The organism is Mesorhizobium sp. AA22, assembly GCF_001672375.2.
In the GTDB taxonomy this organism is placed as follows: domain Bacteria; phylum Pseudomonadota; class Alphaproteobacteria; order Rhizobiales; family Rhizobiaceae; genus Mesorhizobium; species Mesorhizobium wenxiniae.
Map to the genome: position 1 here is coordinate 3537610 of NZ_CP048406.1, position 21337 is coordinate 3558946.

19 protein-coding genes and 1 riboswitch are annotated in these 21337 nt (G+C 62.6%); of the genes, 6 read left to right on the top strand and 13 right to left on the bottom strand.

Going from position 1 to position 21337, the window contains the following annotated elements; translation table 11 throughout:
* Positions 1-92 precede the first annotated feature (92 nt).
* Both A9K68_RS17130 and A9K68_RS17135 read left to right on the top strand, forming a co-directional pair.
* Positions 93-677: a nitroreductase gene (locus A9K68_RS17130; RefSeq protein WP_065009459.1), complete on the top strand. Its 585-nt coding sequence runs from the start codon at positions 93-95 to the stop codon at positions 675-677.
* Positions 678-1286 carry a flavin reductase family protein gene (locus A9K68_RS17135; protein WP_065009460.1) on the top strand — a complete coding sequence of 203 codons (609 nt, stop codon included), beginning with the start codon at positions 678-680 and terminating at the stop codon, positions 1284-1286.
* A gap of 45 nt (positions 1287-1331) precedes the next feature.
* Here A9K68_RS17135 and A9K68_RS17140 read toward each other — a convergent pair whose 3' ends face one another.
* Positions 1332-1946: a TetR/AcrR family transcriptional regulator gene (locus tag A9K68_RS17140; RefSeq protein WP_065009461.1), complete on the bottom strand. Its 615-nt coding sequence runs from the start codon at positions 1944-1946 to the stop codon at positions 1332-1334.
* A 132-nt stretch (positions 1947-2078) separates the two neighbouring features.
* Between A9K68_RS17140 and A9K68_RS17145 the strand changes: the two genes are divergently transcribed.
* Positions 2079-3539: an MFS transporter gene (locus tag A9K68_RS17145; RefSeq protein ID WP_065009462.1), complete on the top strand. Its 1461-nt coding sequence runs from the start codon at positions 2079-2081 to the stop codon at positions 3537-3539.
* A gap of 61 nt (positions 3540-3600) precedes the next feature.
* On the opposite strand, the gene A9K68_RS17150 is transcribed toward A9K68_RS17145, so the two are convergent.
* Complete coding sequence (locus tag A9K68_RS17150) at positions 3601-4482, bottom strand: CoA ester lyase (RefSeq protein WP_065009463.1); 882 nt, start codon at positions 4480-4482, stop codon at positions 3601-3603.
* Between the two features lie 3 nt (positions 4483-4485).
* Positions 4486-4938: a MaoC family dehydratase gene (locus A9K68_RS17155; RefSeq protein WP_065009464.1), complete on the bottom strand. Its 453-nt coding sequence runs from the start codon at positions 4936-4938 to the stop codon at positions 4486-4488.
* Between the two features lie 237 nt (positions 4939-5175).
* Here A9K68_RS17155 and A9K68_RS17160 point away from each other — a divergent pair, with 237 nt between their 5' ends.
* Complete coding sequence (locus tag A9K68_RS17160; RefSeq protein WP_065009465.1) at positions 5176-6297, top strand: DUF2336 domain-containing protein; 1122 nt, start codon at positions 5176-5178, stop codon at positions 6295-6297.
* Between the two features lie 154 nt (positions 6298-6451).
* On the opposite strand, the gene parE is transcribed toward A9K68_RS17160, so the two are convergent.
* The 4 genes from parE to gcvT all read right to left on the bottom strand — a co-directional run bounded on the left by parE (position 6452) and on the right by gcvT (position 13057).
* Positions 6452-8503 (bottom strand): DNA topoisomerase IV subunit B, encoded by a 2052-nt coding sequence (parE, locus tag A9K68_RS17165; RefSeq protein WP_065009466.1) that lies wholly within the window; start codon positions 8501-8503, stop codon positions 6452-6454.
* Between the two features lie 234 nt (positions 8504-8737).
* Complete coding sequence (gene gcvP / locus A9K68_RS17170; protein ID WP_065009467.1) at positions 8738-11548, bottom strand: aminomethyl-transferring glycine dehydrogenase; 2811 nt, start codon at positions 11546-11548, stop codon at positions 8738-8740.
* Positions 11549-11564: 16 nt separating this feature from the next.
* Positions 11565-11933: a glycine cleavage system protein GcvH gene (gene gcvH, locus A9K68_RS17175; protein WP_065009623.1), complete on the bottom strand. Its 369-nt coding sequence runs from the start codon at positions 11931-11933 to the stop codon at positions 11565-11567.
* A 5-nt stretch (positions 11934-11938) separates the two neighbouring features.
* Complete coding sequence (gene gcvT / locus A9K68_RS17180) at positions 11939-13057, bottom strand: glycine cleavage system aminomethyltransferase GcvT (protein WP_065009468.1); 1119 nt, start codon at positions 13055-13057, stop codon at positions 11939-11941.
* 148 nt (positions 13058-13205) lie between these two features.
* Positions 13206-13292: riboswitch (glycine riboswitch) on the bottom strand.
* Positions 13293-13456: 164 nt separating this feature from the next.
* Here gcvT and A9K68_RS17185 point away from each other — a divergent pair.
* Entirely contained in the window at positions 13457-14458 is a 1002-nt protein-coding gene (locus A9K68_RS17185; RefSeq protein WP_065009469.1) for a hypothetical protein, read from the top strand.
* Between the two features lie 45 nt (positions 14459-14503).
* Here the strand turns inward: A9K68_RS17185 and A9K68_RS17190 are convergent, their stop codons facing one another.
* From A9K68_RS17190 to A9K68_RS17215, 6 genes are all read right to left on the bottom strand, one after another.
* Positions 14504-15310 (bottom strand): molybdopterin-binding protein, encoded by an 807-nt coding sequence (locus A9K68_RS17190; protein ID WP_065009470.1) that lies wholly within the window; start codon positions 15308-15310, stop codon positions 14504-14506.
* Between the two features lies 1 nt (position 15311).
* Positions 15312-16196 (bottom strand): cytochrome b/b6 domain-containing protein, encoded by an 885-nt coding sequence (locus A9K68_RS17195; protein ID WP_065009624.1) that lies wholly within the window; start codon positions 16194-16196, stop codon positions 15312-15314.
* Between the two features lie 113 nt (positions 16197-16309).
* Positions 16310-16987: a DUF1345 domain-containing protein gene (locus A9K68_RS17200; protein WP_065009625.1), complete on the bottom strand. Its 678-nt coding sequence runs from the start codon at positions 16985-16987 to the stop codon at positions 16310-16312.
* A gap of 133 nt (positions 16988-17120) precedes the next feature.
* Positions 17121-17600 carry a YaiI/YqxD family protein gene (locus A9K68_RS17205; RefSeq protein ID WP_065009471.1) on the bottom strand — a complete coding sequence of 160 codons (480 nt, stop codon included), beginning with the start codon at positions 17598-17600 and terminating at the stop codon, positions 17121-17123.
* Entirely contained in the window at positions 17597-17869 is a 273-nt protein-coding gene (locus A9K68_RS17210) for a hypothetical protein (RefSeq protein WP_065009472.1), read from the bottom strand. Before A9K68_RS17210 ends, A9K68_RS17205 begins: the two co-directional genes overlap by 4 nt.
* The gene (locus A9K68_RS17215) at positions 17870-18997 is read right to left on the bottom strand and encodes an S-(hydroxymethyl)glutathione dehydrogenase/class III alcohol dehydrogenase (protein ID WP_065009473.1); all 1128 of its coding nucleotides are present in this window, start codon (positions 18995-18997) and stop codon (positions 17870-17872) included.
* A gap of 202 nt (positions 18998-19199) precedes the next feature.
* On the opposite strand from A9K68_RS17215, the gene A9K68_RS17220 reads away from it, so the two are divergent.
* Positions 19200-21212, top strand: coding sequence for an acetyl/propionyl/methylcrotonyl-CoA carboxylase subunit alpha (locus tag A9K68_RS17220; RefSeq protein WP_065009474.1), 2013 nt, complete (start codon positions 19200-19202; stop codon positions 21210-21212).
* Positions 21213-21337 lie beyond the last annotated feature (125 nt).

The window sequence follows — 21337 nt, forward strand, 5'->3', positions numbered from 1 at the left end:
ATGGCTCTTTATCCGGCGCGCCGCGCCAATGCCCGAACCGCCCGATGTCCCGATGGTGCGCTTCAGCTCAAATTCCAAGGAGACTTGCGCCCATGGCGTCGCCGATCATCGACTTTCTGCTGACCCGAAATTCCGCGCCGATCCCGGAGTTGAAGGAACCGGCGCCCAGCGACGCTGACATCGCGACGATGATTGCCGCCGCGTCGCGGGTGCCGGACCACGGCCGGCTCGAGCCCTGGCGTTTCATCCTCTACCGGGGTGAGGCACGCGTCGAGATCGGCAAGAAGCTGGCGGCCCTTGCCGCACAGCGCGAAGGGCCGCTGCCAGAAGGCCGCCATAACCAGGAACTGGCGCGCTTTTCACGCGCGCCCCTGGTGATCGGCGTGGTGTCGAGCCCGAAGGAAAATCCAAAAATCCCACAATGGGAGATGTTCCTGTCGGGCGGCATGGCGGCGATGAACCTCATGATATCAGCCAATGCGCTGGGCTATGGCACCAACATGATCAGCAACTGGTATTCCGATGTGCCGGAGGGCAGGGCGATCCTGGGGCTGGCGCCGCATGAGCGCGTCGTCGGCTTTGTCCATATCGGTTCCTATCAGGGGCCGGCGCCGGAGCGGCCCCGGCCTGATCCGGCAAAGCTCTATGCCGACTATGCAGGGCCGTGGGTGGGCTGAATGTTCTACGAGCCGGCAAAGGGGCATGGGCTGCCGCATGACCCGTCCAAGGCGATCGTGGCGCCACGGCCGATCGGCTGGATCTCGACGGTGAACAAGGCCGGCGAGATCAACCTCGCCCCCTATTCCTTCTTCAATGCTTTTTCGACGCGGCCCTTCATCGTCTGGTTTTCGTCCGAAGGCGAGAAGGACAGCGCTACCTTCGCCGAAGAGACGGGCGAGTTCGTCGCCAACCTCGTCAGCCGCGATCTTGCTGAAAAAATGGTCCGCACGGCGGTCGATGCGCCGCGCGGCGTGGCCGAATTCGACTATGCCGATCTCACAATGGCGCCGTCGCGTCTGGTTGCGCCGCCCCGCGTCGCGGCAGCGCCCGCGGCGCTTGAATGCCGGGTGACGGAGATCTTGCGGCCAAAGGCGCTGGACGGGACGCTGACCAGCGCCATCGTCGTTGCCGGCGAAGTCGTCGGTGTGCATATCGACGATGCATTCCTGAAAGACGGCATCTTCGATATCGCCAAGGCGGGCAATGTCGGCCGTCTCGGCTATATGGACTATGCCAGCGTCAGCGAAATATTTTCGATGCGCCGGCCTCGCTGGGAAAAGGATTAGAACCTGATCCCCGATGAATCGGGTGGAACTCTAGCCTTGCATGCGTCAGCGATTGCTTCTCTTGGCCATTGCAACAATCGTCTCGTAAAGTTCGTCCTGCGCCTGTTGAGCGGTGATTTCTCCTGTCGCGGCAGCATTGGACAAGGTGTCGGCTGCGCCTAACATCGCCCAAAAACCGGCCTGCACGATCCCCCTTGGCCCTGTAAACGGGGCCAACGCCTTTCGGCACCTCTCGATGAAATCCAGTTGGTAGTCCCGCTTGACGGTCTCCAGTTCGGGCGAGCCTGCCAGCGCGGCCAGCACGCCGGGGATCTCACGGCCCTGGGCCAGCACGCATTCGACGTAGGACGATGCGATGACAGAAGCTTTCTCCTCCAAACCCGGAGCGCTTGCTTCAAGAGCGGCGTCGATCAGCGCCGTCTGGCGCGCGTCGAAATCCTGATAGAGGGCGGTCAGCAAACCGTTGCGCGTCCGGAAATGGTCATAGACCACCGGCTTGGCGACACCGGCCTGTTCGGCTAGGCGCGGCAGCGTCAACGCGTCGGTGCCTTCTTCGCGAACCAGCCACCTCGCCACCTCAAGGAGCTGGCTTAGTCGCTGCTCGCGACTGAGACGAACGCGTCTCTGCGTGGCTTCCCTATTTTTCGCTGTGCTTGACATGGCTATGTACCAAAAGTAACTTACCTGAAGTATATAGAGTTCGCTCTTCGATCGCAACCATCCGCCGGCCTTCCGCCCGGCGGCCGAAGCGGCACGCCTGCGCTTGCCGTACGCAGAGGATTTGTGTGCCTTATGACCGATACTTCACTTGCACGCCCGACCGACCGCAGGGCGTGGTTGGGCCTCATGGCCGTCTTGCCCCTGGTCCTGCTCGTAGCTATGGACGGCTCGATACTCTATCTCGCTATGCCGCGTGTGACCTCGGCCATCACGCCGACCGCCGACCAAGCACTTTGGATTCTCGACATCTACGGTTTCGTGGTTGGGTCGCTGCTGATCGCCTTCGGCAATATCGGCGACCGTTACGGGCGGCTGAAGCTGATCATGATCGGCGCGGTGGTCTTCGGTGCTGGATCGCTTGGCGCAGCCTATTCGCAAACCCCTGAAAGCCTGATCGCCTCGCGCGCCCTTATGGGACTGGGCGGCGCGACACTGTTGCCGTCCGGGCTGGCGATCGTGAGCTCGCTATTCCCCGATCCGCGAACGCGCGCTCGGGCGATCGGTATTTTCGCGGCGACTTTTGCGGCTGGTTTCGCCATCGGGCCCGTCATCGGCGGGCTGCTATTGCGGCAATTCGAATGGGGCGCCGTGTTTCTGATAAATGTTCCCGTCGTGATCGGCTTCCTGATCTCTGCACCGGTACTGCTGCAAGAGGTGCGTTCGACTAGCTACGGGCGATTCGATCTCGTGAGCCTCATGTTGTCCTTCGCAGGTATCCTGTTGTTCACATATTCGCTCAAGAGCGCGGCGGCCCATGGCTTCACGCCGACACTGTTGACCATCGGGATCGTCGGCATCCTTGCCCTTGGGCTGTTCGTGCGCAGACAGAGCAGGGTTGACTACCCGCTGCTCGACCTGGAACTATTCCGAGACCCCATTTTCTCCATCGCCATCTTAACCGGCCTTCTCACGCTGGTTGTCTGGTCGGCTACCGGATATCTGTCGGGCATCTATCTGCAATCGGTGCTGGGTTTTGATGTTTTCAATGCTGCGCTGCTGACGCTGCCGGGCGCGACCGTGCTGACGGCGACTTGCGTGGGCACCGCTCGCATCGTGGAGCGGATAGGCCGCAAAACTGCCCTTGTTGCCACACATCTGCTCATCAGCGTCGGCGTCCTCCTGCTGCTGTTCACGACCACCGAGGTCGGAATCGCGGCCTTCATCGCCTCGACCATGATCGCTGGCGTCGGATATGGGTTATCCTTTAGCCTGGTGGCCGAGATAGCAGTGTCGGCCGTTCCTGCCGAACGAGCCGGTGCGGCGAGTTCGATCGCCGAGACCAGCAACGAACAGGGCAACGCGCTGGGAATTTCCCTGCTCGGATCGTTGGCCGCGCTGAGCTTCCGGCTGTTGGGTCCCGGCGTGGCCGGCACGCTCAACGAAACACTCGATCAGTCGGACCCTGAAATTATCGTGCGGGCCAACGAAGCCTTTCTCACTGGTTTACATGTCGCGGTCGGCGCCGGCGGTCTGCTGACGCTTGCAACTGGCATCATCGCGTGGCTCTGGCTGCCGAGAAAGTTACCCGAATGACCTCTGCTGCCGGCGAGTTATAGGACACCCCAAATTTGGCATATCCCGCAGAAAGCCCGCTCTAGGCCGGAATCCCTGCCGCTCTGGCTCGCGCCAGAAGCCGCTCTGCCAGCTTGAGATGCGGCCGGTCGTACATCTTGCCATCGATGCCGACGACGCCGGGATTTCCAGCCGCCTCGAAAGCCTGAACGATCGCCAGGGAGTGTTTCACCGCCTCGGCCGACGGCGTGAAGGCGGCGTTGATGACCGGCACTTGCGCCGGATGGATCGCCATCTTGCCGGTGAAGCCGTCGCGCTCTGCTTCGGCGCATTCCGCCTCGAAGCCGGCCATGTCGCGAAAGTGCGGAAAAACCGTGTCGATCGCCGCGACTTCCGCAGCACCCGCGGCGAGGATGGTCATGGTACGGGCGAAGCGGAACACATCGGTGTAGCGGGCAATCTCGTCGCGCGCCGTGCGCGCACCGATTGCTGCCGACAGATCTTCCGCACCCCAGGTCACGCCGACAAGCCGCACACTTGCGTTGGCGTAGGTCGCAGCCGCCAGCACGCCGGCAGCTGTTTCGGTGATGATCGGCAGGATTTTTATCGCGCCATCCGGCAGGCCGTTTTCGGCCTCGTGCACCCTCAGCTTGGCCGAGAGATGCTGGACATCCTGGCCGCTGTTCGACTTCGGCAGCATGATGCCGTGGGGTTTCACTGGCACGAGTGCCGCCAGATCGTCATCGGTCAGGTCGGTCGAGAGATCGTTGATGCGGACATAGATTGCGGATCTGGTTTGATGCCTGTGTCCGGTGATGGAGCGTGCGGCGACGTCGCGAGCCAAAACCTTGTTTTGTGGCGCGACCGAATCCTCGAGATCGACGATGACCACGTCGGCGCCGGCGCCAAACGCCTTTTCCAGCTTCTTTTCGGAATCGCCTGGAACGAACAGCAGCGAGCGCATCGGTCAGGCCGCCTTCTTCATCATCATTGCCTGCCTCGTGCATTTGGCGACGAGCACGTCGTTCTGGTTGTAGGCGCGGTGCTCGAACTCGACGATGCCGCGATCCGGTTTCGACCTGGAGTCGCGCACCGACATCACCGTCGTCTCGACGCGGATCGTGTCGCCGTGGAAGACTGGATGCGGAAACACCGTCTCCTTCATGCCGAGATTGGCGATGGTGGTGCCGACGGTGATGTCGTTCACCGAAATGCCGATCATCAGGCCCAGCGTGAACAGCGAATTGACCAGCGGCTTGCCCCATTCACTTTTGGCGGCGAAGTCGAAATCGATGTGCAGCGGTTGCGGGTTCAGCGTCATTACCGAAAACAGCATGTTGTCGCTTTCGGTGACGGTTTTCCGCAGCGTGTGCCGGAAGACATGGCCGACGACGAACTCTTCCAGATAAAGCCCGGCCATGCTCGATCTCCTCGGCTGCCGCATCGGCCTGAAGATCGGAATCGATGTTCGGAAAGCACGATGCGAAGATTCAAAGTGTTAGAGCGTACTTCTGTACGCCCCTCTAAGGGGTTGATAGGCGCTGCATACCGCGCTCGCAAGCCAGTTAACAAACATGGTGAACCGTTCGTAAACCATTTCTGCCTACGGTCTTCACTGGGGCGGGAACGGACTCGGGTTAGGGGCGTAGCGGACGGCATGGTTGTTTCGCATTTCCTGAAATGGATCTACACGGCCAAGGTTTCGGAGCGCGCCGCTGCGGCAGGCGCTCTGGCTCGCGCCTACATCAATGCCGATCTGCCTTTCGAGGACCGCTGCGCGGCGGAGGCCGCGCTGACGCTGCTGCTCGACGATGCCTCGTCGAAAGTGCGGCTGGCGATTGCAGAATCGCTGTCGATGAGCCATCACGCGCCGCTGCATATCATCAGCGCGCTGGCGTCAGATCAACCGGAAGTTGCAAGCCTGGTGCTGGCACGTTCGCCGCTGCTCACCGATGCCGATCTGATCGACCGCGTTGCGGGTGGCCAAAAGGCGACGCAGAAACTGATCGCCGATCGTGCGCGCGTCTCCATGGCGGTTGCCGCGGCGATCGCCGAAATCGGCGAGCCGGAAGCCTGCGCCACGCTTCTCGCCAACAGCGGCGCCGACATCGCTTCGCTCAGCTTCCGCCGTATCGCCGAACGCCATGGCCATCTGCCTTCGGTGCGCGAAGCGCTGATTTCCGATGCGCGCCTGCCTGCCGACTGCCGGCATATGCTGCTGATAAAACTTGGTGAAACGCTCAAAGGTTCGCCGCTGGTGGTGGCGCTGATGGGCCGTGCCAGAACCGAGCGCGTCATGCGCGACGCCTGCGTCAAAGCTTCCATGACGCTGATCGAAGGCACGCGCCAGGAAGAACATGCGGCGCTCATCGAGCATCTGCGCCTGCGCGGCGACCTGACAGCAAGCTTCATCATTCGTACCATCGCGCATGGCAAGGTCGACTTCTTCGGCTCGGCGCTGGTCGCGCTCAGCCAGCAATCCGAACAACGGGTGAGGGCGCTGCTGGTCGGCGGGCATGACGTGGCGCTGCAGGCGCTGTTCCGCAGCGCCGGCCTTGCCACGGCTACGCATGGGATCATCCTGCGCGCGCTGAAGATCTGGCGCGAGGTCGCCAATGGCAAGCGCCTGGCCGGCGTCCAGGAAGTCAGCTGGCTGATGCTGCAGGAACTGGGCGGGCAGTCCGCCGAAGGCGATCTCGCCGGATTGGTCAAATCGATCCATCTCGATGCGCTGCGCGAAAACGCGCGCGGCCATGCGCTGGCGATCGCTGCGGCTTAGACCTTCGCGAAAAATCCGGGAAATCCTCGATCGCGGCGATAATCCGCAGAGAGGCTGCGATTTGCGAGGTGTCGGCCGCCTCGCTTCGCTCGGTGATGCCAGCAGCATTCTGCCTTGCAACAGCGACGGTCGCCGTTCGCCGAGCAGAAGACGCTCAGATATCCAGCACTTCGGTCTCGGCGAATTCCGCGCGTTCCTGGATGAAGCGGAAGCGGGCTTCCGGCTTGGTGCCCATCAGCGCGTCGACCGCATCCTTGGTCGCCGCCTCGGCCTCGATAACATCGACCCTGAGCAGCGTGCGCTTTCTCGGGTCCATGGTGGTTTCCTTGAGCTGGGCGGCCATCATTTCGCCCAACCCCTTGAAGCGGCCGATTTCGACCTTGCCGCGCCCGGTGAACTCGGTGCGCAGTAGTTCGTCCTTGTGCGCATCGTCGCGGGCATAGGCGACCTTGCCGCCTTGCCGGATCGAGTAGAGCGGTGGCACCGCCAGATAGAGATGGCCGCCGCGGACCAGGCTCGGCATCTCCTGATAGAAGAAGGTGATCAGCAACGAAGCGATATGGGCGCCGTCGACGTCGGCATCTGTCATGATGATGACCCGGTCGTAGCGCAGATCCTGGTCGCGGTACTTCGAGCGTGTGCCACAGCCAAGCGCCTGGATCAGGTCGGAAATCTGCTGGTTGCCGGCAAGTTTGTCGTTGCCGGCGCTGGCGACGTTGAGGATTTTGCCGCGCAGCGGCAGCACCGCCTGGCTGGCGCGGTCGCGCGCCTGTTTCGCCGAGCCGCCGGCCGAATCGCCCTCGACGATGAAGAGTTCTGCGCCGGCCGCGGCATTCTGCGTGCAGTCGGCGAGCTTGCCGGGCAGCCGCAGCTTGCGCACCGCGCTCTTGCGCGAGACTTCCTTTTCCTGGCGCCGGCGCACCCGCTCGTCGGCACGCGCGATCACCCATTCGAGCAGCTTCGAAGCTTCCTGCGGATTATCGGCCAGCCAGTGATCGAAGGGGTCGCGGATGGCGGTCTCGACGATCCTGATTGCTTCGATCGTGGCCAGCCTGTCCTTGGTCTGACCGACGAATTCCGGCTCGCGGATGAACACCGACAGCATGCCTGCCGCTGAGATCATGACGTCCTCCGACGTGACGATCGAAGCACGCTTGTTGCCGACCAGATCGGCATAGGCACGCAAGCCGCGCGTCAAGACGTTGCGGAAGCCGGCCTCGTGCGTGCCGCCTTCGCCGGTCGGAATGGTGTTGCAGTAGGAATTGAGGAACCCGTCGCCGCCGAACCAGGTCACCGCCCATTCGAGCGAACCGTGGCCGCCTTGCCTGTCGCTTTTGCCGGCAAAAATTTCGCGGGTGACCTGGAATTCGTCGCCGAGCGAGGCTTTCAGATAGTCCTTGAGGCCACCGGGAAAATGGAACTCGGCCTTAGCCGGCGTCGTGTCCTTCTCCTTGATCAGCGACGGATCGCAGGTCCAGCGGATCTCGACGCCGCCGAACAGATAGGCCTTCGAGCGCGTCATGCGGTAGAGCCGCGCCGGCTCGAATGCCGCACCCTTGCCGAAGATCTGCTCGTCGGGATGGAAGCGTATCCTGGTGCCGCGCCGGTTATGCACCTCGCCGAGTTGCTCCAGGCCGGTCACCGGAACGCCGCGCGAAAATCGCTGGCGATAGAGCTGGCGCCCGCGCGCGACCTCGACCTCGAGATGGTCCGACAGTGCGTTGACGACGGAGACGCCGACGCCGTGCAGGCCGCCCGAGGTTTCGTAGACCTTGCTGTCGAACTTCCCGCCCGAATGCAGCGTCGTCATGATGACTTCGAGCGCCGGCTTCTTGAATTTCGGATGCGGATCGACCGGGATACCACGGCCATTGTCGGTCACCGCCAGATATCCATCGGCCGAAAGCTCGACATCGATGAAGGTCGCGTGGCCGGCGACCGCCTCGTCCATCGAATTGTCGATGACCTCGGCGAACAAATGGTGCATAGCCTTGTCGTCGGTGCCGCCGATATACATTCCGGGCCGCCGCCGCACCGGCTCCAGCCCTTCCAGAACCTCGATGTCGGCGGCGCTGTAGCTCTCGCTGCCGTCGCGGGATGCCGGGCGCTTCGCCGCCTGCACCAGCGGGTCGGCCGGGCGAGCGGTGGCGCGAACCGGTTGCGACTGCTTGTCCATAGTGCCGAAAAGATCGTTGTTGTCGTCCATGCTGGTCCTGGATTGCGATGCTGCGAATCACCATCCGATACTGCCACGCTTTTTGCGGGCAGGCGACGGAGGTTCCTGTTACGTTCGAGGATAGGGCTCTTACTGCAAAACCATCCGGCAACCAAGCGGCGGAAATGGGTCGAAACTCCGGCCTTCAGAGGTTTGCCGCATCAGCCACCCTCATTGCGTATGCGCGGGAAATGAGGAGGCAGTCTGCGTCGCAATCGGCTGGTTCTATTCCGCCGCCCCCAGATATTCTGACAGCGGCGGGCAGGAGCAGACTAGGTTGCGGTCGCCGGCGACATTGTCGATGCGCGACACCGGCGGCCAGTATTTGGCTGATGTGTCGGCATCACCGGCGGGATAGGCCGCCTCCAGGCGCGAATAGGGATGGGTCCACTGGCCGGCCAGCGCCTCGGCCGCGGTATGCGGCGCATTGACCAGCGGATTGTCGGCCAAGGGCCATTCGCCTTTTGCCACCTTGGCTGCCTCGCCTGATATCGCGATCATCGCCTCGCAGAAGCGATCGAGTTCGCTCTTGGGCTCGGACTCGGTCGGCTCGACCATTAGCGTGCCGGCCACCGGAAACGACATGGTCGGCGCATGGAAACCATAATCGATCAGCCGCTTGGCGATATCGTCGACGCTGATGCCGGAGCTCTCCTTCAGCACGCGGGTGTCGAGGATGCACTCATGGGCGATGCGATCGTGCCTGCCCTTGTAGAGGAGCGGGAAGTGCGGCGCGAGCCGCGTCGCCACGTAGTTGGCGGAAACGATCGCCGTCTCGGTCGCCTGCTTGAGGCCGGAAGCGCCCATCATGCGGATATACATCCAGGTGATCGGCAGGATCGAAGCGCTGCCGAACGGTGCGGCCGACACGGCATGGCCCGAGCCTTCGGTGACGTGGCCGGGCAGATAAGGTCTCAGATGCGCCTTGACGCCGATCGGGCCGACGCCGGGACCGCCGCCGCCATGCGGGATGCAGAAGGTCTTGTGCAGGTTCATGTGGCAGACATCGGCGCCGATGTCGCCGGGGCGAGCGAGGCCGACCAAGGCGTTGAGGTTGGCGCCGTCGAAATAGACCTGGGCGCCATGCTCGTGAATGAGGGCGCAGAGGTGGCGCGCGCCTTCCTCGTATACGCCATGCGTCGAGGGATAGGTGAACATAAGCGCGGCGAGATTCTTGGAATGCTCATTGGCTTTGGCACTCATATCGTCCATATCGATATTGCCATCCTCGGTGCAGCGCACGACGACGACGCTCATGCCGGCCATCGCCGCACTCGCCGGATTGGTGCCATGCGCGGATGACGGGATCAGGCAGACGGTGCGGTGGCCTTCGCCGCGCGAGCGGTGATAGCCGCGAATGGCGAGCAGCCCGGCATACTCTCCCTGGCTGCCGGCATTGGGCTGCAGGCTGACCGCATCGAAGCCAGTGATCTCCGACAGCCAGCCTTCCAGTTCGCCCACCATCGCGCGATAGCCTGCCGAATGCCCGGCCGGCGCGAATGGATGCAGATTGGCGACGCTTGGCCAGCTCACCGGCATCATCTCGGCGGCGGCGTTGAGCTTCATCGTGCAGGAGCCGAGCGGGATCATGGCGCGGTCGAGCGCCAGGTCCTTGTCGGCCAGCCGGCGCAAGAAGCGCATCATCTCCGTTTCCGAGTGGTTTTCGTGGAAGACCGGCTGGCTGAGAAACGCCTTACCGCGTGGCTTGCCCGGAGTGGTGCTGGTGCCAGCAGCGCCTGCCTTGGCGCCGAACAGTGCTGCAATGGCGTCCAGATCGGCATCGGTCGAGGTCTCGTCGAAGCTGATGCTGATGTGGTCGGCGTCGATGACGCGCAGCAATCGGCCGGTCTTTTCAGCAGCGGCGGCGATCGCGCCGGCTCTGCCTTTCACTTCCACCGTCACCGTGTCGAAGCGGCTTGCGCCAAGCACCGAAATTGCTGACGCGGTGAGACCGGTCGCCAGCCGGTTGGCCAAGGAATGGATTCGGCCGGCAATCGCCTGCAGCCCGGCAGGGCCATGCCAGATCGCATAGGCCGTCGCCATGTTGGCGAGCAGCGCCTGCGCGGTGCAGATGTTGGAGGTCGCCTTGTCGCGGCGGATGTGCTGTTCGCGCGTCTGCAAGGCGAGACGGTAGCCCGGGCGGCCCTTGCTGTCAGTGGACTGGCCGACAAGGCGGCCGGGCATCAACCGCGTCAGCCTGTCGGAAACAGCGCAATAGGCGGCGTGCGGCCCGCCAAAGCCCATCGGCACGCCAAAGCGCTGCATCGGGCCGACGGCGATGTCGGCGCCAAGCGTAGCCGGCGCGTCGGTCAGCGTCAGGCCGAGCGGATCGGCAATGAAAACGACCAGCGCGCCGGTGGCGCGGGCCTTCTCGATCACCGCCTTGTGGTCGCCATAGACGCCAAACGTATCAGGCCAGGAGACCAGCAGAGCGGCGGTGTTGTCGTCGATCGTGTCGCCGTCGACCTCGATGCCGAGGGGCTCAGCGCGGGTGCGCACGACGTCGAGCGTCTGCGGGTGCGGCGTGCCGGCAAGCGCCACCTTGGTCCGCTTGTCGCGATGATGGCGCAACGCAATGCCGACCGCCTCGGCCACCGCCGTCGCCTCGTCGAGCAGCGAGGCCGACGCCACCGGCAGGCCGGTCAGCTCAGTGACCAAGGTCTGGAAATTGAACAGCATTTCGAGCCGGCCCTGGCTGATCTCAGCCTGGTAGGGAGTGTAAGCCGTATACCAGGCCGGGTTCTCGAACAGATTGCGCTGGATGACCGGCGGCACGTGGACGCCGTGGTAACCGGCACCGATAAAGCTCTTCGACACGGTATTTTTGGCCATCGTCGCCGAAAGCTCGGCCAGCGCCTCCGCTTCGCTCGCCGGGGCCGGCAAAGCCAGCGGCCGGTCGAGCCGGATCGATCTCGGCACAGCCTGGCTGATCAGCGTCTCGACTGAGGGAACGCCGATCGTCGCCAGCATGGCTCTGACGTCATTGAGGCCGGGGCCAATATGGCGGGCCGAGAAGGCGTAGGGTGCTGCGGTCATCTTCCTGGTCCTGCTATCAACCAATATGGGCTTTGTAGGCGGTCTCATCCAGGAGACCTTCGAGTTGGCTTTCATCGGCCAGCCTCATCTTCCACAACCAGCCGTCGCTGGTCGCCGCCGAATTGACCAAAGACGGGTCCGACGACAGCGAGGTGTTGGCCTCGGTGATCTCGCCGTCGACCGGTGCATAGACGTCCGATGCCGCCTTGACGGATTCGACCACGACGGCCGTATCGCCCTTGGCCAGCTTTTTCCCAAGCTCCGGCAATTCGACGAAGACGAGATCGCCGAGTTGCTCCTGCGCGTAGTCGGTGATGCCGACGGTGGCGATACCGCCTTCGACGCGGAGCCATTCGTGATCTTCGGTGAAATAGGTTTTTGCCATGAAGTTCATCCTTTGCGGTAGCGATGGGGCGTGAAGGGCAGGGGACTGATATCGACCGGGATTTTGGTCCCGCGAACGTCGGCGAAGAGTTTTGCGCCAGGTTTGGCCAGCGACGTCTGCACGTAACCCATGGCAACCGGATGGGCGGCCGAGGGGCCGAAGCCGCCGGAGGTGACGTGGCCGGCGGGATTGCCGTCGGTGTTGAAAAGGGCAGCGCCGGTGCGCACCGGCTGGCGGCCTTCCGGCTTCAGTCCGACGCGTTTCTGCGCCGGGCCGCGCTCCAGGATTGAACGCAATGCGTCGGCGCCGATGAAAGCGCCAGAGGCGCGAACCTCCTTTGGGATCGCCCACATCAGCACGGCGCTGGCCGGGTCGATCTCAGCCGTGATGTCCAGCCCGTGCAGGCACAGCCCTGCTTCGAGCCGCAGGCTGTCCCGGGCGGCCAACCCAACCCACATCACGCGCTCGTCCTCGAGCAGCTTGGCGACGAGATTTCGCGCATCCGCTTCGGGCAGGCCGATCTCGAAACCGTCTTCACCGGTATAGCCCGACCGGCTCATGAACCAGTTTTCGCGGGGCTCAAAGCCGTGCATGAACAGCAGCGAGCCGGTCTCGATGCCGGCGCGGGACAGGGCGGCCCAGGCTTCAGGCCCCTGGACCGCCAGGAAGACGCGGTCGAGTGCATCGATCTTGGCATCAAAATCCCCCTTTGCCTCAACATCCAGGGCAAGCCCACGAAGGTGCTTTTCGTCGGCTTCGGCATTGCCGGCGTTGGCGACGACCATGAAGCGTTGCTGGCCGAGCCTGGTGACGATCAGATCGTCGAGGATGCCGGCGGCTTCATTGAGAAAGAACGTGTATTTGGACTGGGAAACTTCAAGCGCGCCGGCGTCGAACGGGCAGGCACGATTGAGCAGTGGTTCAGCGCCCGAGCCACTGATCTCGAACAGCTTCATGTGCGAGATGTCGAACAGGCCGGCATGCTCGCGGGTATGAAGGTGCTCCTTCATCACGCCGGCCGGATAGGTCAGCGGCATCGACCAGCCGGCGAACGCGCCAAAGCGCGCACGGGCGGCCGCGTGCAGGTCTTGGAGGGGAAGGTGTTTGGTGTCGTCGCCCGTCATGTCGTCTCCAGAGTCGCACGCAATCGGCCGCGAGTGGCGACCAGTCCGTGCCCCTCTGTCTGAAGCCTGAGAGACTCGCGCCCCGTAACTCTGTCGGCAGCGCTTACACCTTCGGCGCGGGGGCAAGCCCCGACTTTCCAGAGTGTCTTTCCCGTCTACGGTTCTTTTGCCTGAGAGATTTCGGGCGATTTCCCCTTCGGCGGCAGCTCTCGCTGCTCTCTCCCGCAAACAGGTAGGACTCAATTTGAGCCCTCGACTCGCCATCCATAGCCTGCGGGCGACACCTTGTCACCTCCCAGCGACACCTTACCGACAAGTCTTCGCTAACCACGCGGTTTGCCGGTTTCTCAACGAACTCCCGATATATTGGGTCCAGACGACGTTCGGACGGGGAACGAAATGGGCCAATTAACGATGAGCGCGCCGGTGGCCGGGCTGACCTCGAAAAATTGGATCACAGCGGAAGACGTGGTCATGCTGCGCCGCGAGGTGTTTGGCGACGGCGTGGTGACGCGAGGCGAGGCCGAGGCGCTGTTTGCGCTCGACGCAATGGCCAAGGACAAATGCGCGCAATGGCCTGTTTTTTTCGTCGAAGCTGTGACCGACTTCATCGTTCATCAGGAAAAGCCGGCGGGCTATATCTCGCAGGACAATGCCGACTGGCTGGTCCGAGCGATTTCGCGCGACGGCATGGTCGATAGCCGGACCGAACTCGAATTGCTGGTGCATGTGCTGGAAAAGGCGAAATCGTCGCCGAACGGGCTTTGCGTCTATGTGCTGGCGCAGGTCGCCAATGCCGTTCTGGACGGCAAGGGGCCGCTGATGCACGACGGCAAGCTGGTCCCCGGCCTGATCGCCAAGGCGGAAGTCGAGCTTCTGCGCCGCATACTCTATGCCCATGGCGGCGACGGCAACATCGCGATCACCCGCGCGGAGGCCGAGATGCTGTTCAAGATCAATGAGCGGACAGCGGCAGCCAACAATGATCCGTCATGGAATGATCTGTTCGTCAAAGCGATCGCCAATTTCGTCATGTGCTCGGCCGGCTACGAAGCGCCGATGCGCGACGTGGCGCTGCGCAGGGATTCTTTCTTCGAGCAGGCGGAACCGGAGATCGGCAGTTTCTTTGGCCGCATGGTATCGGGCGGCCTCGCCGGCATCATGGAAGCCTATCGCGCGCCGGGCGATATCGAATCCGAATGGGAATCGAAGAACAAGGCAGCCGAGGCACTGGCCCGCCGCGCCGAAACCATCGACGCCAGCGAGGCGAAGTGGCTGGCTGAGCGCATCGGCCGCGACCGGCCGCTGCGCGAGAACGAGCGCGCGCTGCTGACCCTGATCAAGCATGCCTCGCCGGAAATCCATCCGGTGCTCAAACCGCTAATCGACAAGGTCGCTTGAGCAAAAGTACTAAAACACTGATCGGAAATGGGCGGAGCTATGGCCTCAAATGCCGCCGTACCAGTCGTAGCCATTGTCCTCCCAGTAGCCGCCCCTGCCGCCGCCAATAGTGGCGAAACCGTCGACCAGTTCGATCTTGCGGAGATATTTCGGCATCTTATAGCCGATCTGGCGCTCGACGCGGACACGCAACGGCGCGCCGTTCTCGACCGGCAGCGGCTTGCCGTTCAAGCCATAGGCAAGGATCGTCTGCGGATGACGGGCATCGAACAGGTCGATCGAACCGTAATATTTGATGTCGCCGGACAGGCTGCGGTCGATCGTGTCGAGGCAGTGGAACATGACGTAACGCGCCTGCGGCTTGACCACCGCCTGATCAAGCACCAGCGACAGCGGCGTGCCGGTCCATTTGGCGATGCAGCTCCAGCCTTCGACGCAGTCGTGGCGGGTGATCTGGGTGCGGCTTGGCATGTTCACCAGCTGCTCGCGGGTCAGCGACAGCGGCTTTTCGACGAGGCCGGAAACCTCGAGCCGCCAGTCGGCGAAATTGTTGGCGAGCAGGCCCTTGTAGACATCGTCGTCCGGCGCGGTGACGCCGTTCGGCCGCTGCGGCTGGCGAATGTCGGCTTCGGTGAATTCCGGCGCCAGCGAATCGCCGGCAAGCAGGCGTTGCGCGCGCCAGGTAAGGCCGTTGGCGCCTTCGAGGAAGCTGCGCAGGCCGTCGCCCACGCCAAGCTGGCTGTCGAAAGCATCGCAACCCGACAGCATGATGCCGGAGACGCCGAGGCTGGCCGAGGTCAGGAATTTTCTTCGGCTTATCTGTAGTTTGGGGCTGATCTCAAACTTCGCCATCTCACGCACTCCTCTGGGGCGTCTTGCTGCCATGGGCCGCCGGCGGATCGGTTCGGTACCAGCCGGTGATCATGGAACGCAACTCGTTGATCGGGCCGGCGGCGAAGATCATCAGTATATGGACGATGAAGAAGCCGACGAGCAGCAGCATTACGATGAAATGAATCGTCCGCGCCGTCTGCCGGCCGCCGAGCAGATCGTTGAGGAACGGCAGCACCGCGTTCATGCTCGGCGACATGGCAAGGCCGGTGATGATCATCAGCGGCAGTAGCACGAACATGACGCCGCCATAGGCGATCTTCTGCAGCGTGTTGTACTCGCGCCTGTGGTGGAACTTGAGCCTGGCATGATCGGTGATGTCTCGCGGCAAGCGCCTGAGATCGCCGATGCGCGGGGCAAGATCGCGGCGCAGATGGCCGTTGATCAGGCTGGCGACCAGCCAGACGACCAGTGTCGTGGTCAGTATCCAGGCGAAGAAGAAATGGACGACGCGGGCGGTGCCGAGGTCGTAGTAGGAGGGGATCGTCGCCCAGGATGGGAAGGCGCGGGACGTCTCCCGACCCGCCGGCCCCGACCAGCCGAGCACACCGGTCGTATCGAAGCGCTTGCCGAAGATTTCGGTGTAGCCGCGCGGACCGTTTGCGGTGTTCTCGGCGCCGATAGCGAAGATGGTGTTGTTGTATGCGAATCCCGACTCCTTGCCGATATAGAGCTGAGGGCGGGCGTTGAAGATCTGCAGGCCGGAAAGTAGCATGAAGAACAGCGAGATGGCCCAGAGCCAGTGCGTCAGCCGAGTCCAGCGCGACTGCCGGTAGATCAGCGTTGCGTCCTTCGGCGCGGCAGTATCTGGCCCGACGGTGGATTGGCTCCTGACAACCGATTCCATTTTTTCGCGTCCTTCCGGCCGCTCAGTCGGCCTTTCGATCGTTCTCCTCCCAATACGTTGCCAGCCAAAGCGATGTTTCATCCGATCACGAAATTATTACGGCCTGCCTGGTACTACCGGCTCCCGAGACTAACGGCGAGGTTGACCGCGGCGGCGACGATCACTGTATTGAAAAAGAACGACACGATCGAATGCAAGAGCACGATGCGACGCATTTGCGTGGTCGAAACCGCGGTATCGGAGGTTTGTGAAGTCATGCCGACGGTGGTCGAGAAATAGAGGAAATCCCAGCCGTCCGGCCGCTCCTTACCCGCAAACACGAGGCCGCCGACGGGCTTTCTCTGCTTCGCTTTGCTGCCGGGGTCGGTCTCTTCATCGTTCAGCCAGTAAACATGGGCGTAATGCAGCGCCGTCATGGCGTGGATGGTGAACCAGCCGAGCGGGATCGACAGCAGCGCGAAGGTGAGTTCGACAGGATGCGCGTTGCGCTCGCGATTGATCATTTGGAACAAAGAGATGATGGCGACGGCGACGACAATCAGCGTCACGCCAAAGATGACCAGCACCGGCTGGTCGGTGGCGCGGGCATTCTTGCTCAGATAGCGGTCGGTGAGCAGCGGCATCTGGGCGATGACGGTGTAGGCGGCGAAAAACGCATTGGCGCCGATCGAAAAGGCGAGCGGAGTGCGCAAGAGCAGCGCGATCGCCAGCGCCACTACACCGATGCAGGCCGACACCGCGAACTGCATGTGGCGGTGAAGTGGTTTCTTCAGGGGCATCTCGGTCGTCATGGCCCGGCCTCTGATGGCGGTCCGTCTTACGCCGCTCGCCTTGTAGGACTCGGACATTATAACAACTTTTGACTGTGCCCATGATGCCGAAGATCGATTCCCGATTTTGCTGCGCGATCTCCGGTTCAAAGCGCTAGCCCGGTGCGGCGGATTTCAGCGCACGCCGCAAGATGCGGTCGAGCTCGCCGAGAAACCGTGAGCGGTCCTGCGGCGCGAAACCGGCATTGTAGCCCTTGCTCTCGCCGGTCTCGCGCAGATGCTGCTTGAGGTCGCGCATGGCCACTGCCATGCCGATCGTTTCCGGCGTGAACGGGCGCCCGGTCGGCCCAAGCACGTGGGCGCCGAGTGCCACCGTGCGGGCGGCAAGCGGGATGTCGGCTGTCACCACGATGTCGTTGGGCTTGGCATTGTCGACGATCCAGTCGTCCGCCGCGTCGGCGCCCTTGGAAACGACGACGTTGCGGATCATCGGATCGCGCGACGGGCGCAGGCCGCCATTGGAGACGAAGGTGACGACGATGCCATGGCGCTCGGCGACTTTCTCGACCTCAGCCTTCACCGGACAGGCATCGGCATCGACGAGAATCTGTATTGTGTTGATGCTAGTCGTCATGCCGACTCGGTATTGATGACCGCTTCATTTTCCATGAGGTGCGCTTTTAGCAACCGATGCACGTCGGTCAGACTCCTCTGCAAAAACGTATCACGTACGAGGAAGTTGATTTCATCTGTCGCGTGATCGATCTCTCCCAAATCGATCTGAACGCGATTGTTTGCCCTATAGCTACGCCATAGGTCCTCACCAAAATTCTGTATTCGATGGATCGTCGACTTTTCGTAGTCGATGAAGCGAATACGAACGCGAATTTGAACCTCCTTCACCTAATAAACCACCACGCTCCTGATGCTCTTGCCCTGATGCATCAGGTCAAAACCCTTGTTGATGTCCTCCAGCTTCAGCGTGTGGGTGATCATCGGGTCGATCTCGATTTTGCCGTCCATGTACCAGTCGACGATCTTCGGCACGTCGGTGCGGCCGCGTGCGCCGCCAAAGGCGGTGCCCATCCAGGTGCGTCCGGTGACCAGCTGGAACGGCCGCGTCGAGATCTCCTGGCCGGCGCCGGCAACGCCGATGACGACCGACTTGCCCCAGCCGCGGTGCGATGCTTCAAGGGCCTGCCGCATCACCTTGGTGCTGCCCGTGCAATCGAATGTATAGTCGGCGCCGCCGATCTGGTCGGCACCGTGCTTGGTCATGTTGACGAGATAGGGCACGATATCGCCATCGATCTCCTTCGGATTGACGAAATGCGTCATGCCGAATTTCTCGCCCCATTCCTTCTTGTCGTTATTCAGGTCGACGCCGATGATCATGTCGGCGCCGGCAAGGCGCAGCCCCTGGATGACGTTGAGGCCGATGCCGCCGAGGCCGAAGACGGCGGCCGTGGCGCCGATCTCGACCTTGGCCGTGTTGATCACCGCGCCGATGCCGGTGGTAACGCCGCAGCCGATGTAGCAGATCTTGTCGAAGGGGGCGCCCGGATTGACCTTGGCCACCGCGATCTCGGGCAGCACGGTGAAGTTGGAGAAGGTCGAGCAGCCCATGTAGTGGAAGATCTTGTCATTGCCGATCGAGAAGCGCGACGAGCCGTCCGGCATCAGGCCTTGCCCCTGCGTGGCGCGGATCGCGGTGCACAGATTGGTTTTCCTGGACAGGCAGGACGGGCATTGCCGGCATTCCGGCGTGTAGAGCGGGATGACGTGGTCGCCCTTCTTGACCGAGGTGACGCCTTTTCCGACATCGACGACGATGCCTGCACCCTCATGGCCGAGGATCGCCGGAAAGATGCCTTCAGGATCGGCGCCCGACAGCGTGAACTCGTCCGTGTGGCAGATGCCGGTCGCCTTGATCTCGACCAGCACCTCGCCGTTGCGCGGGCCGTCGAGGTCGACCTCCAGGATCTCCAGCGGCTTTCCGGCAGCGACTGCCACAGCGGCACGGGTTTTCATCGGGAATCTCCTCTCAGGGCAAAATCTGCAATCGAAGCCGAGCATTAGCGTATCTGCAGGTTCTGGACTATGGGACGAATTGACAGTTCGTGGCCGGGTTTTGGTCGGCGCCAGCCGACTTGCGCCCGTGATATGCGCCAACTTGCCTTGACCGGCCGGGCGAAGCCCATAAAAGAAAGGCAGCCGAGGGAATAAAACCCGCATGTTCGCAAAAATGCTGGTCGCCAATCGCGGCGAGATCGCCTGCCGCGTCATCAAGACGGCGCGCAAGATGGGCATCGCCACCGTCGCGGTCTATTCGGATGCCGATCGCGACGCCGTGCATGTCGAGATGGCCGACGAGGCTGTGCATATCGGGCCTTCGCCGGCCGCGCAGAGCTATCTGGTGCCGGAGAATATCATCGCCGCCTGCAAGGCGACCGGTGCTGAAGCCGTGCATCCCGGCTACGGGTTTTTGTCCGAACGCGCATCATTCTGTGAAGCGTTGGAGAAAAAAGGCATCATCTTCATCGGCCCGAAACCCAAAGCGATCAGGGCGATGGGCGATAAGATCGAATCGAAGAAATTCGCCAATGCTGCAAACGTGTCGACGGTACCCGGCTGGCTTGGCGTCATCGAGAATGCCGGTCATGCCGAGAAAATAGCCGGCGAGATCGGCTATCCCGTGATGATCAAAGCCTCGGCCGGTGGCGGCGGCAAGGGCATGCGCATCGCCTGGAGCAAGGCCGAGGTGCGCGACGGGTTCGACCGGGCGCGGTCGGAGGCCAAAAGCTCGTTCGGCGACGACCGCGTCTTCATCGAGAAGTTCGTGGTCAATCCGCGCCACATCGAGATCCAGGTGCTGGCCGACGCGCATGGCAACGCGCTTTATCTCGGCGAGCGCGAATGCTCGATCCAGCGCCGCAACCAGAAGATCGTCGAAGAGGCGCCTTCGCCCTTCCTTGACGCCAAGACCCGGAAAGCCATGGGCGAGCAGTCGGTGGCGCTGGCCAGGGCGGTCGACTATCAGAGCGCCGGCACGGTTGAGTTCATCGTCGACAGCGAAAAGAACTTCTATTTCCTTGAAATGAATACACGATTGCAGGTCGAGCACCCGGTAACCGAGCTCGTCACCGGCATCGATCTGGTCGAGCAGATGATCCGCATAGCTGCCGGCGAAAAGCTCGCTATCAAGCAAAGCGATGTCAAGCTGAACGGCTGGGCGGTGGAAAGCCGGCTCTACGCCGAGGACCCGTATCGCAATTTCCTGCCGTCGATTGGCCGGCTGACGAGATACCGGCCACCGGAAGAGGGACGGTTCGGAGACGTCGTCGTCCGAAACGATACCGGCGTCACCGAGGGTTCGGAAATCTCGATGTTCTATGATCCGATGGTCGCCAAGCTGTGCACCTGGGCACCGACGCGGCTCGCCGCCATCGACGCAATGTCGGAGGCGCTCGACAGCTTCGTCGTCGACGGCATCGAGCACAACATGCCGTTCCTGGCGGCGCTGATGCAGCATCCGCGCTGGCGGGAAGGGCTGATATCGACCGCCTTCATATCAGAGGAATATCCTGATGGCTTCGCGCCGATCGCGCCTGATAGGCAGGAAAAGGCCATTTTCGCAGCCATCGCCACCGCGGTCGAACTGCTCCGCCGCGACCGGCTCGACCGGCTGGGCGGGCGGCTGGCGCCGCATTCGGGTGCCCTGAAACGCGACTGGGTGATCAAGATCCGCGAGGATTACCTTTCGGCCTCTGTCCTTGGAGGCATGATTTCCATTCCGCTGGAGCTCCACATGTCGATCGACGGTGGCAAGGCGCTGACGGTGGCGTCCGACTGGCGGCCGGGCGATCTCATCTGGCGCGGCACGGTCGGCGGTAGCAGGGTTGCCGCGCAGATCAGGCCGGTGCCGAACGGATTTCGCATCGCCTGGAAAGGCATGTCGGCGACGGCACGCGCCATGCTGCCGCGCACCGCGGAGCTCGAAAGGCTGATGCCGGAAAAAGTGGCGCCCGACACGTCGAAGATGCTGCTTTGCCCGATGCCCGGCCTCGTCGTGTCGATTGCCGTTGCCGAGGGGCAGGAGGTCAAGGCCGGCGAGACGCTGGCGGTCGTCGAGGCGATGAAGATGGAAAACGTGCTGCGCGCCGAGCGCGATCTTACCGTGTCGAAACTCAAGGCTAAGCCGGGCGACAGCCTTGCAGTCGATGCGGTGATCATGGAATTCGCGTGAGGCTGAAAATAAAACCCGCCTCGGCGGGTCGTGGGCGCAAATCAACGCCATGGATATATTCCTAGCATGAATGCCTTCACTAAGCCAACGATCGCGAACTTGCACGGCTCGAGTGGCAATTGCTG